Origin of the sequence: Pectobacterium hainanensis, assembly GCF_046237015.1 — a bacterium.
Classification (GTDB): Bacteria; Pseudomonadota; Gammaproteobacteria; order Enterobacterales; family Enterobacteriaceae; genus JBJYIN01.
The window spans coordinates 191,548-214,608 of the sequence record NZ_JBJYIN010000006.1 but is presented as its reverse complement, the minus strand read 5'-3'; the positions used below and the strand labels follow the sequence as shown (position 1 = coordinate 214,608).

Below are 23,061 nucleotides of genomic sequence, written 5' to 3'. Positions count from 1 at the left end.
CAAACGATAGAGTCTGAGCTTCCGCTACCGGATTTTCTGCTTTAACAAAAATGAGTTAACAATACAGCGCCAGCAATTCGTTTACTTTACTACGACCCAGAATATTACGACTAATGGTTCGACGCGCTTTAACCACATAAAGTGACGCATCCTGATACCATTCACGGGTCAGTACCGTATCGTGATTGGAAATCAACACAGGGATTTGGCTCTCAACCGACAGACGATGCGCCAATCTGGCCAGATTCTGTTGATCGACATGATTGAAGTTATTGGTGTGATAAGCCGTGAAATTTGCGGTTGCCGACAAGGGGGCATAAGGCGGATCGCAATAAATAACAGAACCCGGCTCCGCTTTTGTCAACGTCTGATTATAGTGCTCGCAAACAAACGTCGCGCTCTTAGCCTTGAACGCAAACCAGCGAATTTCCTCTTCGGGGAAATAAGGTTTCTTGTAACGTCCGAACGGTACATTGAATTCGCCGCGCATGTTATAGCGGCACAGACCGTTATAGCAATGACGGTTCAGATAAAGGAACAATACCGCTCGACGATAGGCATCCGTACACAGGTTGAACTCTTCGCGTAACAGATAGAACGTCGTTGATGTATTGACTTCCTCAGTAAATAACTTACGAGAATCACGTACAAATTCGTCAGTATTTGACTTAACGATATTATACAGGTTGATCAGGTCGCTATTGATATCTGCCAATATGTAGTTGTCGTACTCTGTATTCAGGAATACAGAACCCGCACCAACAAAGGGCTCGATAAGGCAGTCTCCTGCTGGTAAATAGCGACGAATCTCTTCTACCAGCGGATATTTACCACCAGCCCATTTTAAAAAAGCGCGGTTTTTCTTCATGCCGTCGTTAGTTACTCATACGTTTCAGAGCCACGGATTGTACTCTGTGTCAGACAGCACATCAGGGCTAAAATTGGTGTTACTTATTCAAGTCCTGCTTCACCTGACGGATCGGCTTAACCCATGGTTTTTTTGCTTGTACATCAGCAGGCAATGTTGCTATCGCCTGTTTTGCTTCGGCGGAAGAAGCGTACACACCGGTCACTAACACATACCAGGATTTTCCGTCGCGTTTCGTTTCATAAACCCAAGAATGAGCAAGATTATGCTGCTTCGCATAAGCCTTCAGGGTATCAGAACGGGATGCACTACTCAGTTGCAATGTAAAAGCACTGGCTGGCGCACTTTGTATTGAGCCGCCTGATGCTGTTGCCGTTGCGTGACTCGTGCTCGCAGGCTTACTGGTCACTGTAGGAGTCGCCACTTTCGATGGTGTCTGCGTGACCGGTTTTCCATTTGCGTGAGTTGTGCTGGCGCTGTGAGTATTTTTCCCCGCAGGTACATTATTACGCACAGGCGTTTTCGCCGATGGAGCCAACGTAGCAGGTGCCGATGGCAGACTAGTTCCTGTCGCTCCCTGAGAAAATTCATTCACGCGGCCTTGCTGCTGAGAAAGCGCGTCTGCCATATTTCCCGGTAACTCAATACGCTGCTGACCACTCGGTTGCGGTTGAACAACTGCATCCGTTGGCGTACCAGAAATCGGTGGTGCACTTAGCGTCTGCGGAGTTTGGGGGGCATCACCGGATACAGCGACTGGATTTTCAACCGGAGCCGAAAGCGGTGGGTTTTGTGCCACAGAAGAAGATGAAGAGAGATCGATACTCTTTTCACCACTGCTTTGGGCCTGGGATGTTCCTGGTTGAGAAGGTGCCTGTAACGCAGAACCAATACCGATAATCAGCAATACCAACACCAAAATCCCGATACCAATCATCAGGTGTTGTCTGGATAATGCTATTTTCGGAGCAGAAAAGCGGCTACTTCTTTGATGACGAGTGGGTCGACGATCGCTGGTATCAGGCTTCAGCTCATCTTCCGGCTTAAACTCATCCATTTAAAACCCCCCAACTGAAAAAACTAAAATTCGCGACATTCTCTCCGTGACGAATTGTTAAATCATAATGCATTTTATTTTATTAACCATAAACCATCAGCGTTCATCTGTCGTTAACACTTAGTTATTTCGTTAATACGACAGAAAACACTCAGGCTAGACAATCAGTTATCGACGCCAACACAATGTCATGCGCTACGCCACCACGGACTTCTGAATGGCCAATTGATGTCGGCAGTACAAGGCGCAACTCACCCGCCAGCACTTTTTTATCTCGCATCATGTGGGGAAGGTAAGATTCTGGTGACATCTGCTCCGGCCCACGGACAGGTAAACCAGCCCGTACTAGCAGTGCTTTGATTCGTTCAATATCATCGGTCGTCAATTGCCCAAGACGGTGAGCAGCATACGATGCCATGACCATACCAGCAGCGACCGCCTCACCGTGCAACCAGTTCCCATAACCCATTTCAGCTTCGATCGCGTGACCATACGTGTGCCCAAGATTCAATAACGCACGCATGCCGTTTTCACGTTCATCTGCCGCGACAACCGCCGCTTTCAGTTCACAACAACGGCGGATACAGTATGCCAATGCATCATGTTGTAGTGAACACACCGCATCAATATTCTCCTCCAGCCAGAGAAAGAAATCACGATCGAGAATAATGCCGTACTTAATGACTTCCGCGAGGCCAGATGACAGTTCACGAGCGGGTAAGGTCTTCAGGCAATCCAGATCAATGACAACAGAAGCAGGCTGATAGAAAGCGCCGATCATATTTTTGCCCAGCGGATGATTCACCGCCGTTTTACCGCCGACAGAAGAATCAACCTGTGACAGTAGCGTAGTAGGCACTTGAATAAAGCGAACGCCGCGTTGATAACTTGCGGCAGCAAAACCGGCAAGATCGCCAATAACACCGCCACCCAAAGCGACAATAGTCGTATCACGGCCATGTGGTTTGGCGAGTAATGCAGTAAAAACCTGATCCAATATGGTCAACGATTTATACTTCTCGCCATCCGGTAAAATGACCTGATCGACATGTACGCCGCTTTGTTCCAGCACACGGCGTACATGCTCAAGATAAAGAGGGGCCAGTGTCTGGTTGGTTACCAGCATGGCCTGATCTCCTGCTTTCAACGGCATAAAAGAAGCCGAATCATTAAACAATCCGGCGGCTATCGTAATAGGATAACTACGTTCCGCTAATGTTACGGTAATTCTTTCCATGCTCGTTTAATAGCCTGTTCAAAATCAGCATGATAGAACATCATGCGTTGCACTCAGTTGTCTGCCAGATAATCAGTTGTTTTCCAACATATTAATGATCTGGTTAGCAACCACCTTGGCGCTTTGTTCGTCAGTACGGATCGTGACATCGGCGATTTCCTCATACAGAGGATTCCGCTCTCTCGCCAACTCTTCCAGCACTTCACGCGGCGGTGATTCAACCTGAAGCAACGGACGCTTCTTATCGCGCTGTGTACGGGCGAGTTGCTTCTCGATCGTCGTTTCCAGGTATACGACAACACCACGTGCGGAAAGACGATTACGTGTTTCACGAGACTTGACCGAGCCACCGCCTGTCGCCAGAACAATGCCTTGCTTTTCCGTCAATTCATTAATGATTTTCTCTTCTCGATCGCGAAAGCCTTCTTCGCCTTCCAGATCGAACACCCAGCCCACATCAGCCCCGGTACGTCGCTCAATTTCTTGATCAGAGTCGAAAAACTCCATATTGAGTTGCTGAGCTAACTGACGGCCAATAGTGCTTTTGCCGGCACCCATAGGCCCAACCAGAAAGATATTGCGTTTCTCTGCCATGTTTTTTGGTATTACTAAGACAATTCGTTAATGATAACCCGCCCCGCCAATCAACCCAGCGGCGGGACCTAAACTGAAACCTCATGAGCGATAGTGCGAGAATCAGACAAAAAATTATCTCAATACTCAGGGTAGTTTGGCAACCGAATAAAATGCCCCACCTTGCCTAAGCAGGTAAGGTAGTATGTTTTATCGACATTTTCGGTGGAACAACACTTCTTGTGCTCAATTCGCTAACCCTTGTAAGCTAAATCCGCCGCAGCGTCAAATTTAGAAGGCACGAATCAATCAAAATATTACACCGCCGTCATGAAAACATCATTTTTCTGTTAGCAGAGGACCCTACTATCACCGAGCTACGACGCAGGTACGAGCGTGGGCGTAATAAAGATAACTAATTCCCTTCGAGTGTGCTGTTGAGAACTATTTTTGAATAAATGCCCCAAGACAGGAATATCGCCCAAAGCGGGCACCTGGCGATGACCGTTCTTCTTCTGCTGCTGAAAGATCCCCCCCAAGACAATCGTTTCCCCATCAGCAACCGTAACCTGAGTTTGTATTTCTTGTTTATCAATCGCCAACGCTTCGCCATTATCCCCCTGCTTTATCGTCTGTCCTGGCATATTCTGGCTAATTTTCAAATTTAGCGTAATACGCCCAGCACGCAGAATACTGGGTGTCACCTCCATGCCCAAAACCGCCTCTTTAAATTCAATCGACGTTGACCCGCTAGCCCCACTAGACACCTGGTAGGGAATCTCCGTTCCTTGCTTAATGCTGGCCGTTTGCTGGTGTGCAGTGAATAGCCTGGGGCTCGCGATAATTTCAACCTGATTTTCCTGCTCTAACGCCGTTAACTCCAGATCCAGCAATCGACCATTCAGTCGAGCCAAATGGAACCCAGCGTTCACCGTCGGCGTTTCAACAGGTAAACTGACATTGAAATTATTCAGCCTGAGTGCCTTATTCGCTGTGTCACTGGTTCCCAAACCCCAGTTAACCCCCAGTTCTTGTAAGTTTTCACTGCTGATCGTCACAATATGTGCCGCCAATTGCACTTGTGATAAAGGTAAGTCTAACTCTGCAACCCAAGGTCTGAGTTGCTCCAAAGCTGACGCAGTATCACGAATCAGCAACGTGTTGGTTCGTTTATCCACCGTCACGGTGCCGCGTTCCGTCAACAAGGACCCTTTTTGTGATTGCACGCTGGTTGCGACGTCTGCGACATCCGCATAACGTAATGTTACGGAGAGATTCTGTAACGGCTGTTTTTGTATTTGCTGGGCAAGCTGTTCCTGTTTTCTATTCTCAACGGCTTCAAGGTATTCAGCCGGGTAGACCAACAAGACATTACCGTCACGTTCCACGGCCAACTGCCCCATACGCAAAATAATATCCAAAGCTTGCTGCCAGGGGACATCATCCAGCCTAACATTCAGCGTTCCCTCAACCCCAGGGGCAATAACCAAATTCAATTTCTGATAATCTGCTAATGCCTGTAGTACCTGCTGAATGGCGGCGTCCTCGAATGCCATAGACACTCTCGTTTCAGCTTTTACCATCACCGATAGGCTAAGAAACAGTAACGTGGACACGATTCCACTCAGTATTATCTTCTGTATTAATCGATGCTTCATAACCGTCCTTGTTATACACATTATCGTTGTCAATACCGTCGCAGCTATACCTAAACTTAACGCGATGACTGGCGAACATTACGCTGGTTAATGAACGGAGATGTCAGCGACACTGTCGTTGCCTGACCATCACAATCCCTTAGTTGTGCTACTAGCGTTAATTTCATTCCTAATTTATCCAATTGGCTTACTTGCCAGTGGCTTGAAGGTATCGCCTCCCCTTGCTTCAATTTTAACCATTGGCTATCTGGCTGAGCTAACCACCCGACCCAATCTCCTGCTCTGCCCATCACGCCCTTTAGCTGCCACTGCGGGGTTGTATCTGCTTGAGAGCAGGGCACTGCGACAACAGGGTGGAAGGGATCGCGAAGATTCTCCGTTGACGAATAGCTATGAGCAGCAATAAGCGGCCCCAACATCGCGGACAACAGCATCATTCGTACACGACAGGCAATCTTATTCAATGCGCTGACTCCATTGACCTATCGGTCTCATGACCACCATTTCCACATGCAGCGTGTGATCCGCCACCGCACGCAAAGGGGTCTCTGTCGATCTCACAGCCAACCGTTCGATACGTAAAACATAAGGCAACGCAGTAAATTGACGAATCACCGTTAACAACCCCAAATAATCGGCACGAAAGGTCAATATCCATGCATCCCCCATCGAGGTAGTCTGTGATTTTTGCTGTTCTGGCTGTAAGGAAAGCAGTACCGCCCCCGCATGAGAAAGCGGATGAGCGACCAATTGCGCTAGCATATCCGTATGGAATGGGGGCTGATCGGTTGTTTCGGTGGCCAATTGCGCCTGCATATCGGCCAATAAGGGCATCATCGCCAGTTGCTGCTGAATATTGTGTAGCGCCTGTGATTGCTCATCGATTTGCTGTTTAATATCCACGATCTCCTGCCTTACACCTCCCAAAATCGTCTCGTTTCCCAACAGTATGAAAACCGTCACCACAACAATCTGCACCATTGCCAAAACCCAGAATGGCTGGCTTATCCAACGTGTCCAGTTGAACATTGAGTTAGTCATGATCGACACCTTGAACGTCGGGTCCCTTGAGTTGCCAATCGGCACGGAGGGAAAAACGCAGGAGTGAATGCCCATTTTGCAGCCTGACCGCATTCACTACACTCACCCGCGCCATAGCAGGGTGACGGCCCAACGTGCGGTTAAAATTGACGATTTCAGGATAATTTTCACTCATTCCAACAATCGATAAGTGCGTACCACGATCGATAATCTCGGTTAACCAGAGGCGTTCGGGCACCATAGGAGAGAGTTGTTCCAGTACGCTGATATAACGCTGGTTATGGTGACGTCCCTGCCTATCAGCCTCACGTTGAGCCTGATGATTCTGCAATGTTTCCCATACCTGGCGAACCTGCTGATAGTGCGAAAGACGCTGTTGCCGTCGCTCGGAGACTTCATGAAGTTCCCGCTGCAACTGGATATACTGGCGATGCCAAAGCGAATAAACGGTGCCAAAAAACGCAGTCGCGACCAATAGTTGCAGAAACAAGATCATCAGCCAAAGTCTGGCGTGTTTTCGTAACCGATGCTGACGCCAAGGTAATAGGTTTACCAACAGCATGTTCAGACATCCTCCGGACGTAACGCTAAACCACTCGCAATCACAAAAGCCGAGGGAAAATCAGGTAAGGGAGGCTGCATATGGCTAAACACCGTCAAGGGTGACCATGGTTGTAATGACGTTGATTCAGGTACGACTAAAGCAGAGGACGAGCAACTGTAATACGCCACATCATCAACGGTCTCCCCATAGCGAGAGCGAACCAATGGCAAAATTTCAGAACTCTCGCCCCCTTCGTCACCGTGAATCACACCAAAATGAAAGGCATGGTTAAGTGGCGACACCCAGAGCCAACTATCAACCAGACGATGCAAAAAAATTCGATTAATTTTAAGTCCGGCAAACATGGCCATACTACGAATGGAACTTGCTGAAATATCAACAATATCGGGCGTGAGACCCACATCGTGTAAACAGGTCAGCCAGCGAGTCAACTCACTTCGTTTTGCAGCAGTGATAACCAATGACGTCGGCGCACAAGGATCGGGACGATAGTCAATGGATAATAAATCGCTACTGATCGGTAACTTTCTTGCAGCCATACTTTCAATGTACCAACTTCGTTCAGGTTCTTTTAATCGGTTATCGGGTGCTGGCAACCGCTGCTGCAATACTTGCTCGGCGGGGAAAGCGACTCTCAATGAAATATGGCGAGGTAATAACCGACGCCATTTCAGTAAGACCTCACAAAGAACCTCAGTATCGTGTAAACTACCTGCGCGTAACGTTTCATCTGGCAATGGAAACTGCCACCAATGGCGAAGTTGCCAGCCACCACGACGGGGCTGAACCGCCATCGCACGCATAAAACCATTTTGTATATCTAACCCAACCCGCCAGATGTGATAAGCCATGTTCAACCCGATATCCTTAGTTAAGATACCCAATCGATTTCAAGTTGCGGGAAGGTGACACCAGCGACTCAAAAGATGAAGGGTACAAAAGAACGTATCCACAGTGCTGGCTTACCTTTATACTAGCGCTCAATTGTTTATAAACTGTCCAAACGCTACTGAATGGAAAATCTCAGGTGAAGTTCGTAAAGTATTTACTCATCCTTGCAGTAACTTGCATCCTGTTGGGAGCTGCCTCGATATATGGTTTGTACCGTTATATCGAACCACAATTGCCCGATGTCGCCACACTAAAAGACATTCGATTGCAAACGCCTATGCAGGTGTACAGCGCCGACGGCGATTTGATTGCACAATTTGGCGAAAAACGCCGTATTCCACTCAAACTGGATCAAATTCCTCCCGTGATGGTGAACGCGTTTATTGCGACGGAAGATAGCCGTTTCTATGAACACCACGGCGTCGATCCGGTCGGTATTATTCGTGCCGCGTCTATTGCGTTAACCTCCGGTCACGCCTCTCAAGGTGCCAGTACCATTACGCAACAGCTTGCCCGAAATTTCTTCCTCAGCCCTGAACGCACGTTGACACGTAAAATCAAAGAAGTGTTTCTGGCGATCCGCATTGAGCAACTGCTCACTAAAGAAGAAATACTTGAGCTTTATCTGAATAAGATTTATCTCGGCTATCGAGCTTATGGCGTTGGTGCAGCGGCTCATGTTTACTTTGGTCGTTCGGTTGAACAGCTAACGCTCAGTGAAATGGCGATGATTGCTGGCCTACCGAAAGCACCGTCCACCTTTAACCCGCTTTACTCCTATGATCGTGCCATCGCACGTCGTAATGTCGTATTAGCCCGAATGAAAGATGAAAATTACATCACTCAGGCGCAGTACGATGAAGCCCGTAGCGAAAAGCTGGATGCTAACTACCACGCCCCGCAAATTGCTTTCTCAGCACCGTATCTTGCGGAGATGGTGCGTCAGGAAATGGTGAAACGTTATGGCGACGACGCTTATAACGATGGCTACAAGGTCTACACCACTATCACCAAAAAATTACAGTTGGCCGCTCAGGATGCATTACGCAATAACGTCATGGCATATGATATGCGCCATGGCTATCGCGGCCCTGAGAAGGTGTTGTGGAAAGTGGGTGAAAGCGCCTGGGATCAAGCAAAAATTGTCGCCGCGCTGAAAACGTTACCCGTTTATGGTCCGCTATTCCCAGCCGTTATTACCAACACGGCTGCCGATGGCGCGATTGCCATGTTGTCTGACGGCAGCAATGTTTCCCTGCCAATGGCGGGTATGCGTTGGGCACGACCTTACCGTTCCGATACCCAGCAAGGCCCGACACCTAAACGCGTAACGGACGTCGTGCAAACAGGTCAACAAGTGTGGGTACGGAAAGTCGATAACGATTGGTGGTTAGGTCAGGTGCCCGATGTCAATTCGGCTTTGGTTTCGCTTAATCCCACAAACGGCGCGATCGAGGCCTTAGTCGGCGGTTTTGACTTCAACCAAAGCAAGTTCAATCGCGCGACGCAAGCATTACGTCAGATTGGCTCGAACATCAAGCCATTCCTTTACACTGCGGCAATGGACAAAGGTCTGACATTGGCAACCATCCTCAACGACGTGCCGATTACCCGTTGGGATGCTGGGGCCGGTTCTGACTGGCGCCCGAAAAACTCGCCAGCAACTTATGATGGTCCGATCCGATTGCGCCAGGGGTTGGGACAATCCAAGAACGTGGTCATGGTTCGCGCCATGCGAGCAATGGGCGTTGATTATGCGGCCGAATATCTACAGCGTTTTGGTTTCCCTGAACAAAACATCGTCCACACTGAATCACTCGCACTCGGTGCTGCGTCATTCACACCATTGCAGGTCGTGCGAGGTTATGCGGTGATGTCTAACGGCGGCTATTTAGTCGATCCGTATTTCATTACCAAAATTGAAAGTGAAGCTGGCGGGACCGTCTTTACCGCTACGCCCAAAGTGGTCTGCGATACCTGTAATTTACCGCTAGTGTATGGCGAAACCCAACGTTCCGCCGTGTTGTCTACCGACAGTATGGAAAATGTTGCGACCTCTCAGGAAAACCCGCAGGGTATACTGCCAATGCCGCAGCTTGAGCCCGTTACACCGCAGGAAGCACAACAAAGTACCGCACAACCTTATGCACCACATGTGATTAGTACTCCGCTCGCTTTCCTGATCAAAGATGCATTGAACAGTAATGTCTTCGGTGAGCCTGGTTGGATGGGGACAGGTTGGCGTGCGGGCCGGGATCTAAAACGCCGTGATATTGGCGGGAAAACAGGGACGACAAACAGTTCCAAAGATGCCTGGTTCTCCGGCTATGGTCCCAATCTGGTGACCTCCGTCTGGATTGGCTTTGACGATCATCGCCGCGATCTTGGTGCAAGCAGCGCGTCTGGCGTGATTAAAGATCAGATTTCAGGCTACGAGGGCGGCGCAAAATCCGCCCAGCCAGCCTGGGATGACTTTATGAAAGCCGCGCTGGCCGGTATTCCGGAGCAACCACTGACACCGCCGCCAGGTATTGTTAGCGTCACTATCGATCGCAACAGTGGAAAATTGTCTAACGGTGGCGGAAATAGCCGGTCTGAGTACTTTATTACAGGCACACAGCCAAGCGAATATGAAGTACATGAAGTCGGTACGACGTTGATGGACAATGGGCAGAGCGAAGAATTGTTCTAATGATGAATTGTTCTGATCATGTGGCGAAATAGCGGAAGAACCAAAAGTCGTGAGCCTGAGGTTACAGGCAAACCGGTTGACAACTTTTCCGCTATTACCCTCTTTCAGCCTCTCCCTTAACAAGGGGGGGCTGGCATCAACATTGGGAATGTTTATCCTTCCATCAACGTGACGAACGGTTCAGCCAATCTCTCGTCAGAAATAGTGCACTGACATTACGCGCTTCGCGAAAGTCAGGCTGTTGTAGCAATGACATCATGTTATCTAACGACCAACGTACCTGTGGCATCGGTTCGGGTTCGTCACCTTCCAACTTCTGTGGATATAAACCACGCGCCACCACAATATTCATCTGACTGGAAAAATAGGAAGGTGCCATCGTCAATGTTGCCAGCAATTCCATCTTCTCTGCCCCGAACCCAACTTCTTCCATCAATTCACGATTCGCCGCTTCAAAGATCGTTTCACCAGGATCAATCAGCCCTTTTGGAAATCCGAGCTCATATTGCTCGATCCCCACAGCATACTCGCGGATCAGCAACAGCTCATTATCAATAATGGGGACAATCATCACGGCCTGACGTTCGGAGGGGCGCATTCGTTCATACACCCGTCTCACACCGTTACTAAATTCCAAATCGATAGATTCAACATTAAAGAGGCGTGAACGCGCGATAGTTTCTACTTTGAGAATTTTTGGGGTTTTCAGGTTATGACTCATAATGGCCTCGTAAAAATATTACGACCAGAACGACACCCTGATTCAACCCATATGGCAGGCATCCTGCCATTTATACTGGTGCGTCGCTAATGAAAAGGGAACGTAATATCCTTTTTTGATCTTGCTCACATTGTGCGTTAACGGCACTTTCTCTGCAACTATTGCCAATCATGAATTACTTTTTTGCAACAACTTACATACATTACACAATGTTTAAAATGTCCCTACAAAAGTCAACACATTAGAAAAAAATCAGACGATCCTTATTTTAGTCAGCTTCTCCTGCTTGTTACTATTCTCTCCTTGCGCAGTCAGTTCTCATTGCTTTTCAGTATTAATCTCAGAAAACAAGACGATACGGGTTATCATCAATTGCATAAGTTTGTTAAACTCCGGCCACAAGGAGCAGGTTGTTTTGGAATGGAGACGAGATGAGCACAATATTTACCATCTTGGCGATATTGTTTGCCTGTCTAATCGCCGTTGGTGTTTTTGTGGTTTACCGTATGCGTGCACGCTTGTCATTCACGACGCCATCGCCTGCCACGCAATCGTTACCTCGCCAACTGACACAGGAAGAGCGACGGGTCGTTGAGCTGTATCTTGCTCAGGAAAACACGCAGAAAACGGCACCGCTCGATCCCCCGAACACGCAACCGCGACTTCCTCGCTTATTACAAAGCAATCGTGTGTACCCGATTACGCATACCATCACACGTTATGGTCTAAGTACTGATGCCCAAAATAAGTGGCGTTATTATATTGATGCGCAAGAAATTCATCTCCCTCCTTGCTGGGAACAATACATTACCGAACACAACAACGTTGAACTTCTCAAAACCCGTTCAATTCCGTTAGTCATTTCACTCAATGGGCACTTACTTTCTGAGTGTATCAACAACCTCGACGTTATTTCCCCACCCGATATTCCGGTACCTAATGCTTCGATCAGTCAGGAAAGCAATGAAAACGCGGAACTGGTTACGATTCGCAAGGAAACCAGAGAAGAGCGAGCGATTCATCATGCATCCGGATTGAAAGAAGCCGCGCTGCTATGCCTGTCATTTTTACTGCTGTTCATCAGCCTGAACAGCCCCATTACCTTGCTCCCCTGGCTCATCGGCTCAGCTACCCTGCTCGCCGCCTGGAGTATCTGGCAGTGGTTTCGCCAACCTTCAGAAAAAGAACTGCAAGATGTGCACTGTTTACACGGCACTCCGCGAAGCCTCGGCCTGTTTGGCGAATCAAACCAAGGCCCATTGGGCAATGTTTCTCTTGGAAATATCGATCTGATTTATCCCCCACATTGGCAACCCTATATCGCTCACGATCTCGGGCAAAAAACCGATGTTGATATCTATTTGAATCGACAAGTGATCCGGCAAGGTGAACACCTGTCACTGCATAATGAGGTGAAATACTTTCCTTTACAGCGGTGGGGAAGAAATTTACTCCTCGCGGCCGGCTCGCTCCTCAGCCTGATACTCTTAATTACCTATGTTCCGCTGGAACTCCCTTTGAAACTCAGCATGGCATGGGTTCATGGCGCACAGCGTATCAATGTCACTCAGGTGGAAGAACTGGAAAAAATGCAGCTCAAAGTCGGTGATATGCTGGAAATCACAGGGGCGGGTATGTGTTACGTTCCAACCAGTGTTTATCCTACCGCTGCGTCGCAAAATTATGCCTTTGCCCCTTTTGACTGCTCGGCAATTTACTGGAATAAAGCGGAACCACTCCCCCTCCCTGAATCTGACATCATTGAAAAAGCATCCGCTTTGCTAAAGACGGTAAATAGTCAGCTACATCCATCAACGGATAAAGAGGGTCAGGTCAATTCACAACTTGCTTCGGCCATCCAGAAATCAGGCATGATTTTACTCAATAATTTTTCTGATATCGTACTGAAAACCGAGGCACTTTGTGAGCAGGAAAGTGACTGTGCCCGACTAAAAAACGCTCTCACCAATCTGGGTAATGTAAAAACCTGGGACATGCTGGTCAGACGGGCAAACTCGGGGGCATTAAAGGGCATGAACGTATTGCTCCGTCCCGTCAGCGCGGAAACACTTGAGTCCCTCGTCAATAGCTCCACTGAGTTTTTCTTTTATCAGGAAATCAATAGCGCAGCAGACTCGCTGAATAGCCCACCGCCGGGAGGGTTCTTTATTCGCAGCGATGAAGGGCATCAATTCGTGAGCCATCCTCTTCCTCCTATGCCACTCAATGAATATCGTGCATCCGATCAGTGGCAGGAGTTGCAACGTTTATCCGCCATGCTACTACACACGCCGTTTAATGCCGCTGGCGTCATCACGCAACTCAATACCGATGCTAACGGTACACAACATATTAGCCTTCATAGCGAGCCAGACGTCATTACGCTCTGGCGTTATCTGGGAAGTTGTCTGCTTTTGCTCCTGTTTTCCGTTATTTTCCTCGTCAATCTTGTACTTTTTTGGTTCAAAATACGTAAGAGTAAACAACGGATCACCAGTATCCAGTATTACTATGCAAAACGTTTTAATATGACAGGAACCGCTCAGCGCAATCACGCACTCCTGCCTTGATGGAGTATTTATGGCCCCCGACTTCGATTGGTCCAATATTGATACGGTCATCCTTGATATGGATGGCACGTTACTGGATCTCGCCTTTGACAATTATTTTTGGCTGCAACTCGTACCACAATCTATCAGTAACAAACGCGGTGTAAGTCTTGAACATGCCAAGCAACTGATCACGCAGGAATATCAGGCCGTCCAACATACGTTGAACTGGTACTGTTTTGATTACTGGAGCGAACGACTAGGATTAGATATCTATCAAATGACGACAGATATCGGTTCCCGCGCTCGCCTGCGTGAAGACACCACGCCCTTTTTAGACGCACTGCGTAAGCATAAAAAACAGACCATCCTGTTAACGAACGCCCACCCACATAGTTTGGCGGTGAAAATAGAACATACCGGTTTGGATCAGCACCTTGATTTATTGCTTTCCACCCACACTTATGGGTATCCGAAAGAAAATCAGCGATTATGGCAGGCCGTACAGCAACAAACTCAGTTTGACCCGACCAGAACGTTATTTGTTGACGACAGTGAACCGATTTTGGATGCCGCGAAAACATTTGGTATTCGTTATTGTCTGGGCGTCAGCAACCCAGATTCCAGTCAACAGGAAAAATCATTCCAACATCATCCGGCGATGAATGATTACCTGACGCTTTTGCCATCACTGCACCGTTCGATTCTGTGTAGCTAAGCGGTAGAGACACGCTGACAGCACGTCATGAGGCTGTAACAGGAGGAGGCATAATGAAAGCAACTGATAAGTCAGACGATGCCGTCCGTCTGGATAAATGGCTTTGGGCCGCTCGCTTTTATAAAACCCGAGCGATTGCGCGTGAGATGATTGATGGCGGCAAAGTGCATTACAACGGACAACGGGGCAAACCGAGCAAGCTGGTTGAACTGAATGCTGAAATCAAACTGCGTCAGGGAAACGATGAACGAACCGTCATTGTACTGGCGCTAAGTGGTCAACGCCGCACGGCAACCGATGCCCAGATGCTGTATCAGGAAACGGACAGCAGCGTAGAAAAAAGGGAAAAACTGGCGCTGGCGCGAAAGATGAACGCACTAACGATGCCGCACCCCGATCGCCGCCCTGACAAGAAAGAGCGGCGCGACCTGATTAAATTTAAATACAGCGATCGAGAAGATAACCAATAGACTCACAACCGGTATCACATCGCTGTTATCACCACGAGAGAACCCATTATGGCCACTTATGACCAACTACATCGTTACCTGTTTGAAAACTATGCCGTTCGTGGCGAATTGGTGACGGTCAGCGATACCTACCAGAACATACTGACCAATCACGACTATCCGGCAGAGGTACAGACCGTACTCGGTGAAATGCTGGTTGCGACTAGTCTGCTGACCGCCACACTAAAATTCAGTGGCGATATTACCGTTCAGCTCCAGGGAGATGGGCCGCTCAAATTGGTTGTCATCAACGGCAATCATTTGCAGCAAATGCGTGGGGTGGCTCGCCTTCAGGGTGATATCAAAGCCGGAAGCTCGCTCAAAGACATGGTTGGCAATGGTTATCTCGTCATTACCATTACACCAACGGAAGGTGAACGTTATCAGGGCGTTGTGGGATTGGATGGCGATACCGTGGCCGATTGCCTGGAGAACTATTTTCAACAATCCGAACAACTACCGACTCGACTGTTCATCCGCACAGGGGAATATCAGGGACAGAACGCCGCCGCAGGTATGCTGCTTCAGGTTTTGCCCGCACAACATTCAGGGCGTGATGATTTCGATCATCTGGCACAATTAACCAGTACCATCAAAGCTGAAGAGCTATTTTCCCTGCCAGCTAATGAAGTACTGTATCGCCTGTATCATCAGGAAACCGTCACCCTATACACCCCGCAGGATGTGACCTTCCAGTGCCACTGTTCACGTGAACGGTGTGCAGATGCGTTAATGACGCTCTCTTCAGACGAAATCAACGAGATGCTGGAGCAGGATGGAGAAATAGACATGCACTGTGATTATTGTGGTAGCCACTATCAATTCAGCGCTCAGGATATTGATACTATCCGCAATCCCACCGTCCACTAAAATAGTTAGATTCGTTTAAAACGATCGTCTTATCAAAACAGTCATCTCATCCAACGGGCGCGGTCTGCGCCCCTTTTTATGTCATTTGCCAATCTGCGCCTCCCGCCATATGTGCAAAGTCCCCAATACATTTGTTTAATTTTATGATTCTTATCGCGGTTAAAATGGATTCGCGCCTTACAATGGCTATTAAGAGCCTATCCCAGTGGGCGTTTATCAGCATCACCATGCTTGACGTGCAAAACGGGCAGGATCGCCCAGCGGGATAAAGTTCTATAACAATTAAGGAGTAGCGATATGCAGATGAAAGGTATTACGCCGCAAGCCCTCGCCGCTTATGGAATCCATGATGTCCGCGAGATTGTCTACAATCCCAGCTATGATTTTCTCTTCAAAGAAGAACTTTCTCCCACCCTACAAGGCTATGAACGAGGAATAGAAACCCAGCTAGGTGCCGTTGCTGTTGATACCGGTATTTTTACCGGCCGTTCTCCCAAAGATAAATATATTGTTCGTGATGAGGTGACCCGCGACACGGTATGGTGGTCCGATCAGGGGAAAGGCAAAAATGATAACCATCCGCTGAACCAGGAAACCTGGGCGCATTTGAAACAGCTCGTCACCCAACAACTCTCTGATAAACGCCTGTTCATCATCGATGCGTTCTGCGGCGCTAACCCGGATAGTCGCTTAAAAGTACGCTTCATCACAGAAGTTGCCTGGCAAGCACACTTTGTCAAAAACATGTTTATTCGTCCGAGTGATGAAGAGTTACAGAATTTTGAACCCGACTTTATCGTGATGAATGGCGCTAAATGCACTAATCCACAATGGCAGGAACAAGGGCTAAACTCCGAAAACTTCATTGCTTTCAATCTGACGGAACGAATCCAACTGATCGGCGGGACCTGGTACGGTGGCGAAATGAAGAAAGGGATGTTCTCTATCATGAACTACCTGTTGCCATTGAAAGGTATCGCTTCCATGCATTGTTCAGCTAACGTCGGCGAGCAAGGCGATGTGGCTATTTTCTTTGGTTTATCCGGCACAGGAAAAACCACCCTATCAACCGACCCGAAACGCCAATTGATCGGCGATGATGAGCATGGTTGGGATGATGACGGCGTGTTTAACTTTGAAGGCGGTTGCTACGCCAAAACCATCAAGCTATCCGAAGAAGCTGAACCGGATATCTATGGCGCAATCAAACGTGATGCCCTGCTGGAAAATGTCACCGTACTGGCAGATGGGCAAGTCGATTTCAATGACGGTTCGAAAACGGAAAACACCCGTGTCTCCTACCCCATCTATCATATTCAAAACATTGTTAAACCGGTGTCCAAAGCTGGACATGCCACGAAAGTGATTTTTCTGACTGCGGATGCGTTTGGCGTATTGCCGCCAGTATCTCGATTGACGTCAGACCAAACGCAATACCACTTCCTTTCCGGCTTTACCGCTAAACTGGCCGGCACCGAGCGTGGTATTACCGAACCAACACCGACGTTCTCCGCCTGTTTTGGTGCGGCATTCCTGTCGCTGCACCCCACACAATACGCGGAAGTCTTGGTTAAACGGATGCAGGCGGCTGGCGCACAGGCCTATCTGGTTAACACTGGCTGGAACGGGACCGGGAAGCGTATCTCGATTAAAGATACTCGCGGGATCATTGACGCTATTCTGAATGGCAGCATTGATGACGCGGAAATGCAGACGTTGCCTATCTTTAATCTGGCTATCCCAATGTCTTTGCCAGGGGTTGACCCTGAGATTCTTGATCCACGCGATACCTATGCCGAGCAATCACAATGGCAAGCAAAAGCGGAAGATCTAGCGCAACGGTTTATCACCAACTTTGATAAGTATACGGATGCGCCAGCAGGTGCGGCACTGGTTTCCGCAGGGCCGAAATTGTAAACATCCAACCGCCTTCCCCTTCACAAGGGAAGGCGCTATCGATGCATTTAACGTATCCCCTGCAATCAGAATCAACGCGGTAAACAGGATAGGCGAGGCAAAAGTCAGCCGTTGTGTTCGTATTTAACGGATGAAAATACTTATGATTCTTTCGTCGTGCCATTCTCAGGCACATACACCTCTGACACGATCGGTAGATAGGCGCGAACACAGAGTCCGCCTCGTTCGCTGGTACTCACATCCAAGATGCCATTATGCGCATCGATAATTCGTTGCACGATCGCCAATCCCAGCCCGGTGCCGCTCGTCGTCCTCGCACTATCACCACGCACGAAAGGTTGAAAAAGATGCTTCAATTGCGCGGGGTCGATGCCATCACCATCGTCTTCCACCTGAAACCATGCCCGCTGTAATTCGCGTCCGGTACTGACATTAATCCAGCCATTACCATAACGTGCCGCATTCACCACCAAGTTAAGCGCTGCACGCTTAATAGAAAGCGGACTGACACGAACCAGCAGCTCACCACCGGAAAAATGACTGTCAATGCGGCGTTCATAACCACTTTCCGCCGCAACCACTTCGCCCATAATCGCATTCAGATCGGCGATCTCGGTTTGCATTTCCTGACCGGTGCGCAGGTAGTCAATAAACTGCTCAATGATGGCGTTACATTCTTCAATATCCTTATTGATCGATTCCGCCAGATAATCATCATCCTTGTTCATCATTTCCGTCGCCAAACGAATACGCGTCAATGGCGTGCGCAAATCATGACTGACTCCCGCCATCAGCAAGGTACGATCGTCAGCGAGCAGCTTGACGCCGGAAGCCATCTGGTTGAAGGCACGAGTCACCGAGCGCACTTCCGACGCACCATATTCACGTAATGGAGGGGGAATAATGCCCTTACCGACCTGCAAAGCCGCATGTTCCAGCTCAACCAATGGACGGTTTTGAACTCGAATAAACAGCCACGCGCCGCCGATCACCAATAACATGATCGCCAGCGTATAGCGAAAAAGCGGGGAAAAATCCCCCTGATGGATCTCAGTCAGAGGCACACGCACCCAGATATCGGGAGATAGCCAGGTCTTCAGCCAGACAACCGGGGTATTTTTACTGACCTCAACCCGAACATCGGTTGGTCCCCCCAGTTGTTGGGCCATCTGTTGACTCAAAAACTTATAGTGTTGAGCCCACCTCAGACCGCTCTCCTCCGCCGCCGCGTTGGTGTATAACGATATACCCAGTTCGCGGTAAATCTCACGCCGAAACGCCGGTGGTACCTCAAGCGTCGTACCATCTTCCAATTGCAGGCTATCAGTCATCAGCATTCTGACTTCGTACGCGAGTACCTTATTAAACTGCTGTAAACTCGGCAATATCGCGAAATTCAGTACCACCAGATAGGTGGTCACCAGGCTGACAAATAACAGCGTCACAATCAGTAATAGCGTCCGGGCAAATGAGCTACGCGGAGAAAAGCGCCATCGAATCATGCCTTACTGCCGTCCGGAACAAAGACATAACCCAGACCCCAAACGGTCTGGATATAACGTGGATGTGCCGGATCTTCTTCGACCATACGGCGCAAACGGGAAATCTGCACGTCAATGGATCGCTCCATGGCGCTATACTCACGACCACGGGCCAGATTCATCAGTTTGTCACGGGATAACGGCTCACGCGGATGACTGACCAACGCTTTCAGCACGGCGAACTCGCCGCTGGTTAACGGCATCGGTTCATCATCACGGAACATCTCACGCGTCCCCAGATTCAGCTTAAATTTACCAAATGCGATAATCGCTTCTTCCTGAGAAGGTGCGCCTGGCAATTCATTCGCCTGACGACGCAGCACCGCCCGGATGCGTGCCAGCAATTCACGTGGGTTAAAAGGTTTAGGAATGTAATCATCCGCCCCAATTTCCAGACCGACAATACGGTCAACTTCCTCGCCTTTTGCCGTCACCATAATGATAGGCATCGGGTTACTCTGGCTGCGTAAACGACGGCAAATGGATAAACCATCTTCACCTGGCAACATCAGATCCAACACCATCAGGTGAAAGGATTCACGAGTCAGCAAACGATCCATCTGTTCAGCATTGGCAACACTACGTACCTGAAAACCCTGCTCGGTCAGATAACGCTCCAATAACGCCCGCAAGCGCATGTCGTCATCTACAACCAGAATTTTATAGTTCTCTTGCATTCTCTTTCTCCAAAGGCACAATCGCCGCCGATGCCGCTATTGTTCAGAATCACACGAATTACTGACAGTCGTTTCTGATATACATTCGAAGCAAAATTGTTACAAACCATATTAACACACGGGGAATCAACCGGTTCCTTTGCCTGTCAGCGCCAACTTAATCACGGATATCGCTGAATTATAGCCAGATCGCCAACAAACCACCGAACACTATCGTTACTTGCTTATCGCTTTCTCGAAACCCAACTTTTTCTGGTGTTATCATTGGCATGAATCACTACTTTATATAATCGATAGCATTAACAAACCATTCACGCGGTCCATCCGGGGTCTGTACAACAAGCTCATCATCTACCCTTTTTTTGAGTAATGCGCGAGCCATCGGCGAATCAATCGAAATGTAGTCCTTATTTTCCCCATAGATTTCATCCGGACCAACAATGCGAAAGCGTTTCACATCGCCATCTTCATTTTCGATTTCAACCCAAGCACCAAAAAACACTTTGCCGTCCTGCTGTGGTGAATAATCGACAATTTTCAGCTCTGCCAAACATTTTCTGAGATAACGTAAACGCCGATCAATCTGGCGCAAGAGACGCTTATTGTAGGTGTAATCCGCATTTTCAGAGCGATCGCCCAGACTGGCAGCCCAGGAAACAATCTTTGTAATTTCCGGGCGCTTTACATTCCAGAGATGATCGTGCTCTGCCCGCAGTATGTTATAGCCCTCACGCGTAATCAGATTTGTTTTCACGTGAGCCACCTCAACGAGGCTTTAGCCTGATACACCGGCTTTTTATGAGAAAGTTGAACAAAAAACGCCCTTTCCATTACACATCCTTACAATTCTGGCTAATAATCTATCGACAGACATAAATATGTCATTTCAATCCCGTACTTTTACCCACGGAGAGCTACGGAGAACGATTTATGTTTAGCTTAGACGCCATTCTGCAAGATCTTGCCCCGCATCGCCATACGCCGCTCTGGCAAAAAACAGTATTACGCTCCCTGTTATTCGAAAATGAAATCCAGCAATTTTCTCAACGTTACCCCCATTTGAAGGGGTTGGATCTGGTCGAACAAATACTGGATCACTTTCACCTGAGTTGTGAAATGGTTGAAGGCGATTTGGAAAATATTCCGAGCCAAGGGCCAGTAGTGCTCGTTGCCAACCACCCCATCGGCTCACTCGACGGGCTCGCGCTATTACGAGCCGTCGCCAGCGTCAGGCCCGATGTACGTATCATGGCCAGCCAGTTACTCTCTTACGTCGAACCACTGAAAAATCTGTTCTTCTCGGTTGATAATTTTAATAACCGCACTAAACGTCAGCAAATTACCGCCATGCAGCAATATTTGAATAATGACGGTGCAATTATTGTGTTCCCCGCAGGAGAAGTGTCGCGTATTAGTCTGAATGGTATTCGCGACGGCCACTGGCACAATGGGTTCATCCGTATGGCCAGTAAAGCGCGCGCACCTGTCGTGCCGATTCATATTAGCGGTCGCAACAGTACCCTGTTTTATCTCTCCTCACTGATTTATCGTCCCTTATCCACGTTGCTTCTGGTCAGGGAAATGTTTCGTCAGAAGGGAAATCGGCTTAAGTTGCGCATTGGGGCACGTATTCCTTATGCCACCTGGAGTCAAGGTGACTGGCAGGCAAACGATCTTGCTGCGCGTTTCCGTCGTCACGTTTATCGGTTGGGGCAAGGGAAACCCGGCTGTTTTTCCGGAGAGAAACCTATCGCGTTAGGTGAAGATCGCGTGATGTTAAAACGTGCGCTGGCCGATTGTGAAACGCTCGGCACCACGCCAGATGGAAAAATAGTCTATCTCTATCAACGAGGTAAAGAAGACTACGTCCCCATTTTACGCGAACTGGGACGACTTCGAGAGATTGCCTTCCGTGCCGTAGGCGAAGGCTCTGGCCAGCGCCGCGATCTGGATACCTACGATGATGACTATCTGCATCTGATTCTGTGGGATGAGCGCGATTTGGAAATCGTCGGAGCCTACCGCTTTATTCCAACTGCCCGACAAATTGCGGAAAAAGGAAAAGAAGGACTCTACAGCCACAGTCTGTTTAATTACGGTGAAGAGATGAATCCGATACTGGCGTCGGGTATCGAACTGGGACGCAGTTTCATCCAGCCTAAATACTGGGGTAAACGTGGCCTTGACTACCTTTGGCTCGGCATTGGTGCTTACCTGGCACGCTATCCAGAATATCGCTATTTATTTGGCCCGGTATCGCTTTCCGGCACACTGCCGCCAACGGCCCGCGATCTACTGGTTGCCTTTTATCGTCTGCATTTTGCTCCCGATCAGCCAATGGCTCAGTCACGTCGCCCTTACCCGGCATCGCTGCCGGACGTACTGAAACAGTTTGAGGGCTCGGATTACCAACAGGATCTAACGTTGCTAAAAAGCATGTTGGGCAACATGGGCTGTGCCATTCCAACGCTCTATAAACAGTACTCGGAAATCTGCGAACCTGGTGGCGTTAAATTTATCGATTTCGGCATCGATCCCGATTTCAACAACTGTATTGATGGCTTGGTTTTGGTTGATTTGCAACAGCTCAAAACCTCTCGCTATCAGCGTTACATTTCCCCCTTTGTCAGCGATAGCACGACTCACTGATTCTCCCCGGTGAACGCGTCAATTTACAGGCGCGTTCGCCAAATCCAGCACACTGGCCTCACGACTCGCGATCGCAGAGGCCACCGCCATTCCCGTTTTTGTCTTCTGGATCACACATTTCATACGAAACCTCCTTGTCCATAATTTACGTGCTCAACATCACCCTTCATTAACCGATATTAAAGATATTCTTATCTATAAGATTTCAGATACGGGAGATAGCGATGTATCCCGAAAGCTGGTTTTTCCGTCATCATTCCTTGCCACACCTTGCGTCAATTGCGATAGCAAGTCCCTTTCGTTATACCTTCATAGCCTGTCAAAAAAT

At 48.6% G+C, this 23,061-nt stretch carries 20 protein-coding genes; 7 read left to right on the top strand and 13 right to left on the bottom strand.

What is annotated here, in order from left to right; translation table 11 throughout:
* Positions 1-55 precede the first annotated feature (55 nt).
* The 9 genes from dam to pilM all read right to left on the bottom strand — a co-directional run bounded on the left by dam (position 56) and on the right by pilM (position 7,850).
* On the bottom strand, positions 56-868 hold the full coding sequence (dam, locus tag ACKPVM_RS08380) for an adenine-specific DNA-methyltransferase (protein ID WP_409308549.1): 813 nt from the start codon (positions 866-868) through the stop codon (positions 56-58).
* Positions 869-947: 79 nt separating this feature from the next.
* Positions 948-1,925 carry an SPOR domain-containing protein gene (locus ACKPVM_RS08375; RefSeq protein WP_409308547.1) on the bottom strand — a complete coding sequence of 326 codons (978 nt, stop codon included), beginning with the start codon at positions 1,923-1,925 and terminating at the stop codon, positions 948-950.
* Positions 1,926-2,076: 151 nt separating this feature from the next.
* Entirely contained in the window at positions 2,077-3,162 is a 1,086-nt protein-coding gene (gene aroB, locus ACKPVM_RS08370; protein ID WP_409308545.1) for a 3-dehydroquinate synthase, read from the bottom strand.
* 72 nt (positions 3,163-3,234) lie between these two features.
* Positions 3,235-3,756 (bottom strand): shikimate kinase AroK, encoded by a 522-nt coding sequence (gene aroK / locus ACKPVM_RS08365; RefSeq protein WP_409308543.1) that lies wholly within the window; start codon positions 3,754-3,756, stop codon positions 3,235-3,237.
* Positions 3,757-4,112: 356 nt separating this feature from the next.
* Complete coding sequence (hofQ, locus tag ACKPVM_RS08360) at positions 4,113-5,393, bottom strand: DNA uptake porin HofQ (protein ID WP_409308541.1); 1,281 nt, start codon at positions 5,391-5,393, stop codon at positions 4,113-4,115.
* 56 nt (positions 5,394-5,449) lie between these two features.
* Positions 5,450-5,857: a DUF2531 domain-containing protein gene (locus tag ACKPVM_RS08355; protein WP_409308539.1), complete on the bottom strand. Its 408-nt coding sequence runs from the start codon at positions 5,855-5,857 to the stop codon at positions 5,450-5,452.
* Positions 5,850-6,434, bottom strand: a complete 585-nt coding sequence (locus tag ACKPVM_RS08350) for a hypothetical protein (protein WP_409308538.1) — start codon at positions 6,432-6,434, stop codon at positions 5,850-5,852. Before ACKPVM_RS08350 ends, ACKPVM_RS08355 begins: the two co-directional genes overlap by 8 nt.
* Positions 6,427-6,996, bottom strand: coding sequence for a PilN domain-containing protein (locus ACKPVM_RS08345; RefSeq protein WP_409308536.1), 570 nt, complete (start codon positions 6,994-6,996; stop codon positions 6,427-6,429). The genes ACKPVM_RS08350 and ACKPVM_RS08345 overlap by 8 nt, the downstream gene beginning before the upstream one ends.
* A gap of 2 nt (positions 6,997-6,998) precedes the next feature.
* Positions 6,999-7,850 carry a pilus assembly protein PilM gene (gene pilM, locus ACKPVM_RS08340; protein WP_409308534.1) on the bottom strand — a complete coding sequence of 284 codons (852 nt, stop codon included), beginning with the start codon at positions 7,848-7,850 and terminating at the stop codon, positions 6,999-7,001.
* A gap of 176 nt (positions 7,851-8,026) precedes the next feature.
* Between pilM and mrcA the strand changes: the two genes are divergently transcribed.
* The gene (mrcA, locus tag ACKPVM_RS08335) at positions 8,027-10,582 is read left to right on the top strand and encodes a peptidoglycan glycosyltransferase/peptidoglycan DD-transpeptidase MrcA (protein ID WP_409308533.1); all 2,556 of its coding nucleotides are present in this window, start codon (positions 8,027-8,029) and stop codon (positions 10,580-10,582) included.
* A 163-nt stretch (positions 10,583-10,745) separates the two neighbouring features.
* Here mrcA and nudE read toward each other — a convergent pair whose 3' ends face one another.
* Complete coding sequence (nudE, locus tag ACKPVM_RS08330) at positions 10,746-11,303, bottom strand: ADP compounds hydrolase NudE (protein ID WP_409308531.1); 558 nt, start codon at positions 11,301-11,303, stop codon at positions 10,746-10,748.
* 431 nt (positions 11,304-11,734) lie between these two features.
* Between nudE and ACKPVM_RS08325 the strand changes: the two genes are divergently transcribed.
* The 5 genes from ACKPVM_RS08325 (at position 11,735) to pckA (ending at position 17,866) form a co-directional block, all read left to right on the top strand.
* On the top strand, positions 11,735-13,873 hold the full coding sequence (locus ACKPVM_RS08325; protein ID WP_409308530.1) for an IgaA/UmoB family intracellular growth attenuator: 2,139 nt from the start codon (positions 11,735-11,737) through the stop codon (positions 13,871-13,873).
* A 10-nt stretch (positions 13,874-13,883) separates the two neighbouring features.
* Positions 13,884-14,570 carry a GMP/IMP nucleotidase gene (yrfG, locus tag ACKPVM_RS08320; protein ID WP_409308528.1) on the top strand — a complete coding sequence of 229 codons (687 nt, stop codon included), beginning with the start codon at positions 13,884-13,886 and terminating at the stop codon, positions 14,568-14,570.
* A 53-nt stretch (positions 14,571-14,623) separates the two neighbouring features.
* A complete protein-coding gene (hslR, locus tag ACKPVM_RS08315) occupies positions 14,624-15,040 on the top strand; it encodes a ribosome-associated heat shock protein Hsp15 (RefSeq protein ID WP_409308526.1) in 417 nt (138 codons plus the stop codon).
* Positions 15,041-15,088: 48 nt separating this feature from the next.
* Positions 15,089-15,949, top strand: coding sequence for an Hsp33 family molecular chaperone HslO (hslO, locus tag ACKPVM_RS08310; RefSeq protein ID WP_409308525.1), 861 nt, complete (start codon positions 15,089-15,091; stop codon positions 15,947-15,949).
* Positions 15,950-16,246: 297 nt separating this feature from the next.
* Positions 16,247-17,866 carry a phosphoenolpyruvate carboxykinase (ATP) gene (gene pckA / locus ACKPVM_RS08305; RefSeq protein WP_409308524.1) on the top strand — a complete coding sequence of 540 codons (1,620 nt, stop codon included), beginning with the start codon at positions 16,247-16,249 and terminating at the stop codon, positions 17,864-17,866.
* A 140-nt stretch (positions 17,867-18,006) separates the two neighbouring features.
* On the opposite strand, the gene envZ is transcribed toward pckA, so the two are convergent.
* The 3 genes from envZ to greB all read right to left on the bottom strand — a co-directional run bounded on the left by envZ (position 18,007) and on the right by greB (position 20,838).
* Positions 18,007-19,368, bottom strand: coding sequence for a two-component system sensor histidine kinase EnvZ (gene envZ, locus ACKPVM_RS08300; RefSeq protein ID WP_409308522.1), 1,362 nt, complete (start codon positions 19,366-19,368; stop codon positions 18,007-18,009).
* Positions 19,365-20,084: an osmolarity response regulator transcription factor OmpR gene (gene ompR, locus ACKPVM_RS08295; RefSeq protein WP_005969424.1), complete on the bottom strand. Its 720-nt coding sequence runs from the start codon at positions 20,082-20,084 to the stop codon at positions 19,365-19,367. The genes envZ and ompR overlap by 4 nt, the downstream gene beginning before the upstream one ends.
* 277 nt (positions 20,085-20,361) lie before the next feature.
* Positions 20,362-20,838 carry a transcription elongation factor GreB gene (gene greB, locus ACKPVM_RS08290; protein ID WP_409308519.1) on the bottom strand — a complete coding sequence of 159 codons (477 nt, stop codon included), beginning with the start codon at positions 20,836-20,838 and terminating at the stop codon, positions 20,362-20,364.
* 176 nt (positions 20,839-21,014) lie between these two features.
* Between greB and olsF the strand changes: the two genes are divergently transcribed.
* Positions 21,015-22,733: a bifunctional ornithine lipid synthase OlsF gene (gene olsF / locus ACKPVM_RS08285; RefSeq protein WP_409308517.1), complete on the top strand. Its 1,719-nt coding sequence runs from the start codon at positions 21,015-21,017 to the stop codon at positions 22,731-22,733.
* Positions 22,734-23,061: the final 328 nt, after the last annotated feature.

Excerpts from the sequence above, each read along its gene's own strand:
- dam (WP_409308549.1), bottom strand. The coding sequence starts at position 868 with ATGAAGAAAAACCGCGCTTTTTTAAAATGGGCTGGTGGTAAATATCCG.
- ACKPVM_RS08375 (WP_409308547.1), bottom strand. The coding sequence starts at position 1,925 with ATGGATGAGTTTAAGCCGGAAGATGAGCTGAAGCCTGATACCAGCGAT.
- aroB (WP_409308545.1), bottom strand. The coding sequence starts at position 3,162 with ATGGAAAGAATTACCGTAACATTAGCGGAACGTAGTTATCCTATTACG.
- aroK (WP_409308543.1), bottom strand. The coding sequence starts at position 3,756 with ATGGCAGAGAAACGCAATATCTTTCTGGTTGGGCCTATGGGTGCCGGC.
- hofQ (WP_409308541.1), bottom strand. The coding sequence starts at position 5,393 with ATGAAGCATCGATTAATACAGAAGATAATACTGAGTGGAATCGTGTCC.
- ACKPVM_RS08350 (WP_409308538.1), bottom strand. The coding sequence starts at position 6,434 with ATGACTAACTCAATGTTCAACTGGACACGTTGGATAAGCCAGCCATTC.
- ACKPVM_RS08345 (WP_409308536.1), bottom strand. The coding sequence starts at position 6,996 with ATGCTGTTGGTAAACCTATTACCTTGGCGTCAGCATCGGTTACGAAAA.
- pilM (WP_409308534.1), bottom strand. The coding sequence starts at position 7,850 with ATGGCTTATCACATCTGGCGGGTTGGGTTAGATATACAAAATGGTTTT.
- nudE (WP_409308531.1), bottom strand. The coding sequence starts at position 11,303 with ATGAGTCATAACCTGAAAACCCCAAAAATTCTCAAAGTAGAAACTATC.
- ACKPVM_RS08325 (WP_409308530.1), top strand. The coding sequence starts at position 11,735 with ATGAGCACAATATTTACCATCTTGGCGATATTGTTTGCCTGTCTAATC.
- yrfG (WP_409308528.1), top strand. The coding sequence starts at position 13,884 with ATGGCCCCCGACTTCGATTGGTCCAATATTGATACGGTCATCCTTGAT.
- hslR (WP_409308526.1), top strand. The coding sequence starts at position 14,624 with ATGAAAGCAACTGATAAGTCAGACGATGCCGTCCGTCTGGATAAATGG.
- hslO (WP_409308525.1), top strand. The coding sequence starts at position 15,089 with ATGGCCACTTATGACCAACTACATCGTTACCTGTTTGAAAACTATGCC.
- pckA (WP_409308524.1), top strand. The coding sequence starts at position 16,247 with ATGCAGATGAAAGGTATTACGCCGCAAGCCCTCGCCGCTTATGGAATC.
- envZ (WP_409308522.1), bottom strand. The coding sequence starts at position 19,368 with ATGATTCGATGGCGCTTTTCTCCGCGTAGCTCATTTGCCCGGACGCTA.
- ompR (WP_005969424.1), bottom strand. The coding sequence starts at position 20,084 with ATGCAAGAGAACTATAAAATTCTGGTTGTAGATGACGACATGCGCTTG.
- olsF (WP_409308517.1), top strand. The coding sequence starts at position 21,015 with ATGTTTAGCTTAGACGCCATTCTGCAAGATCTTGCCCCGCATCGCCAT.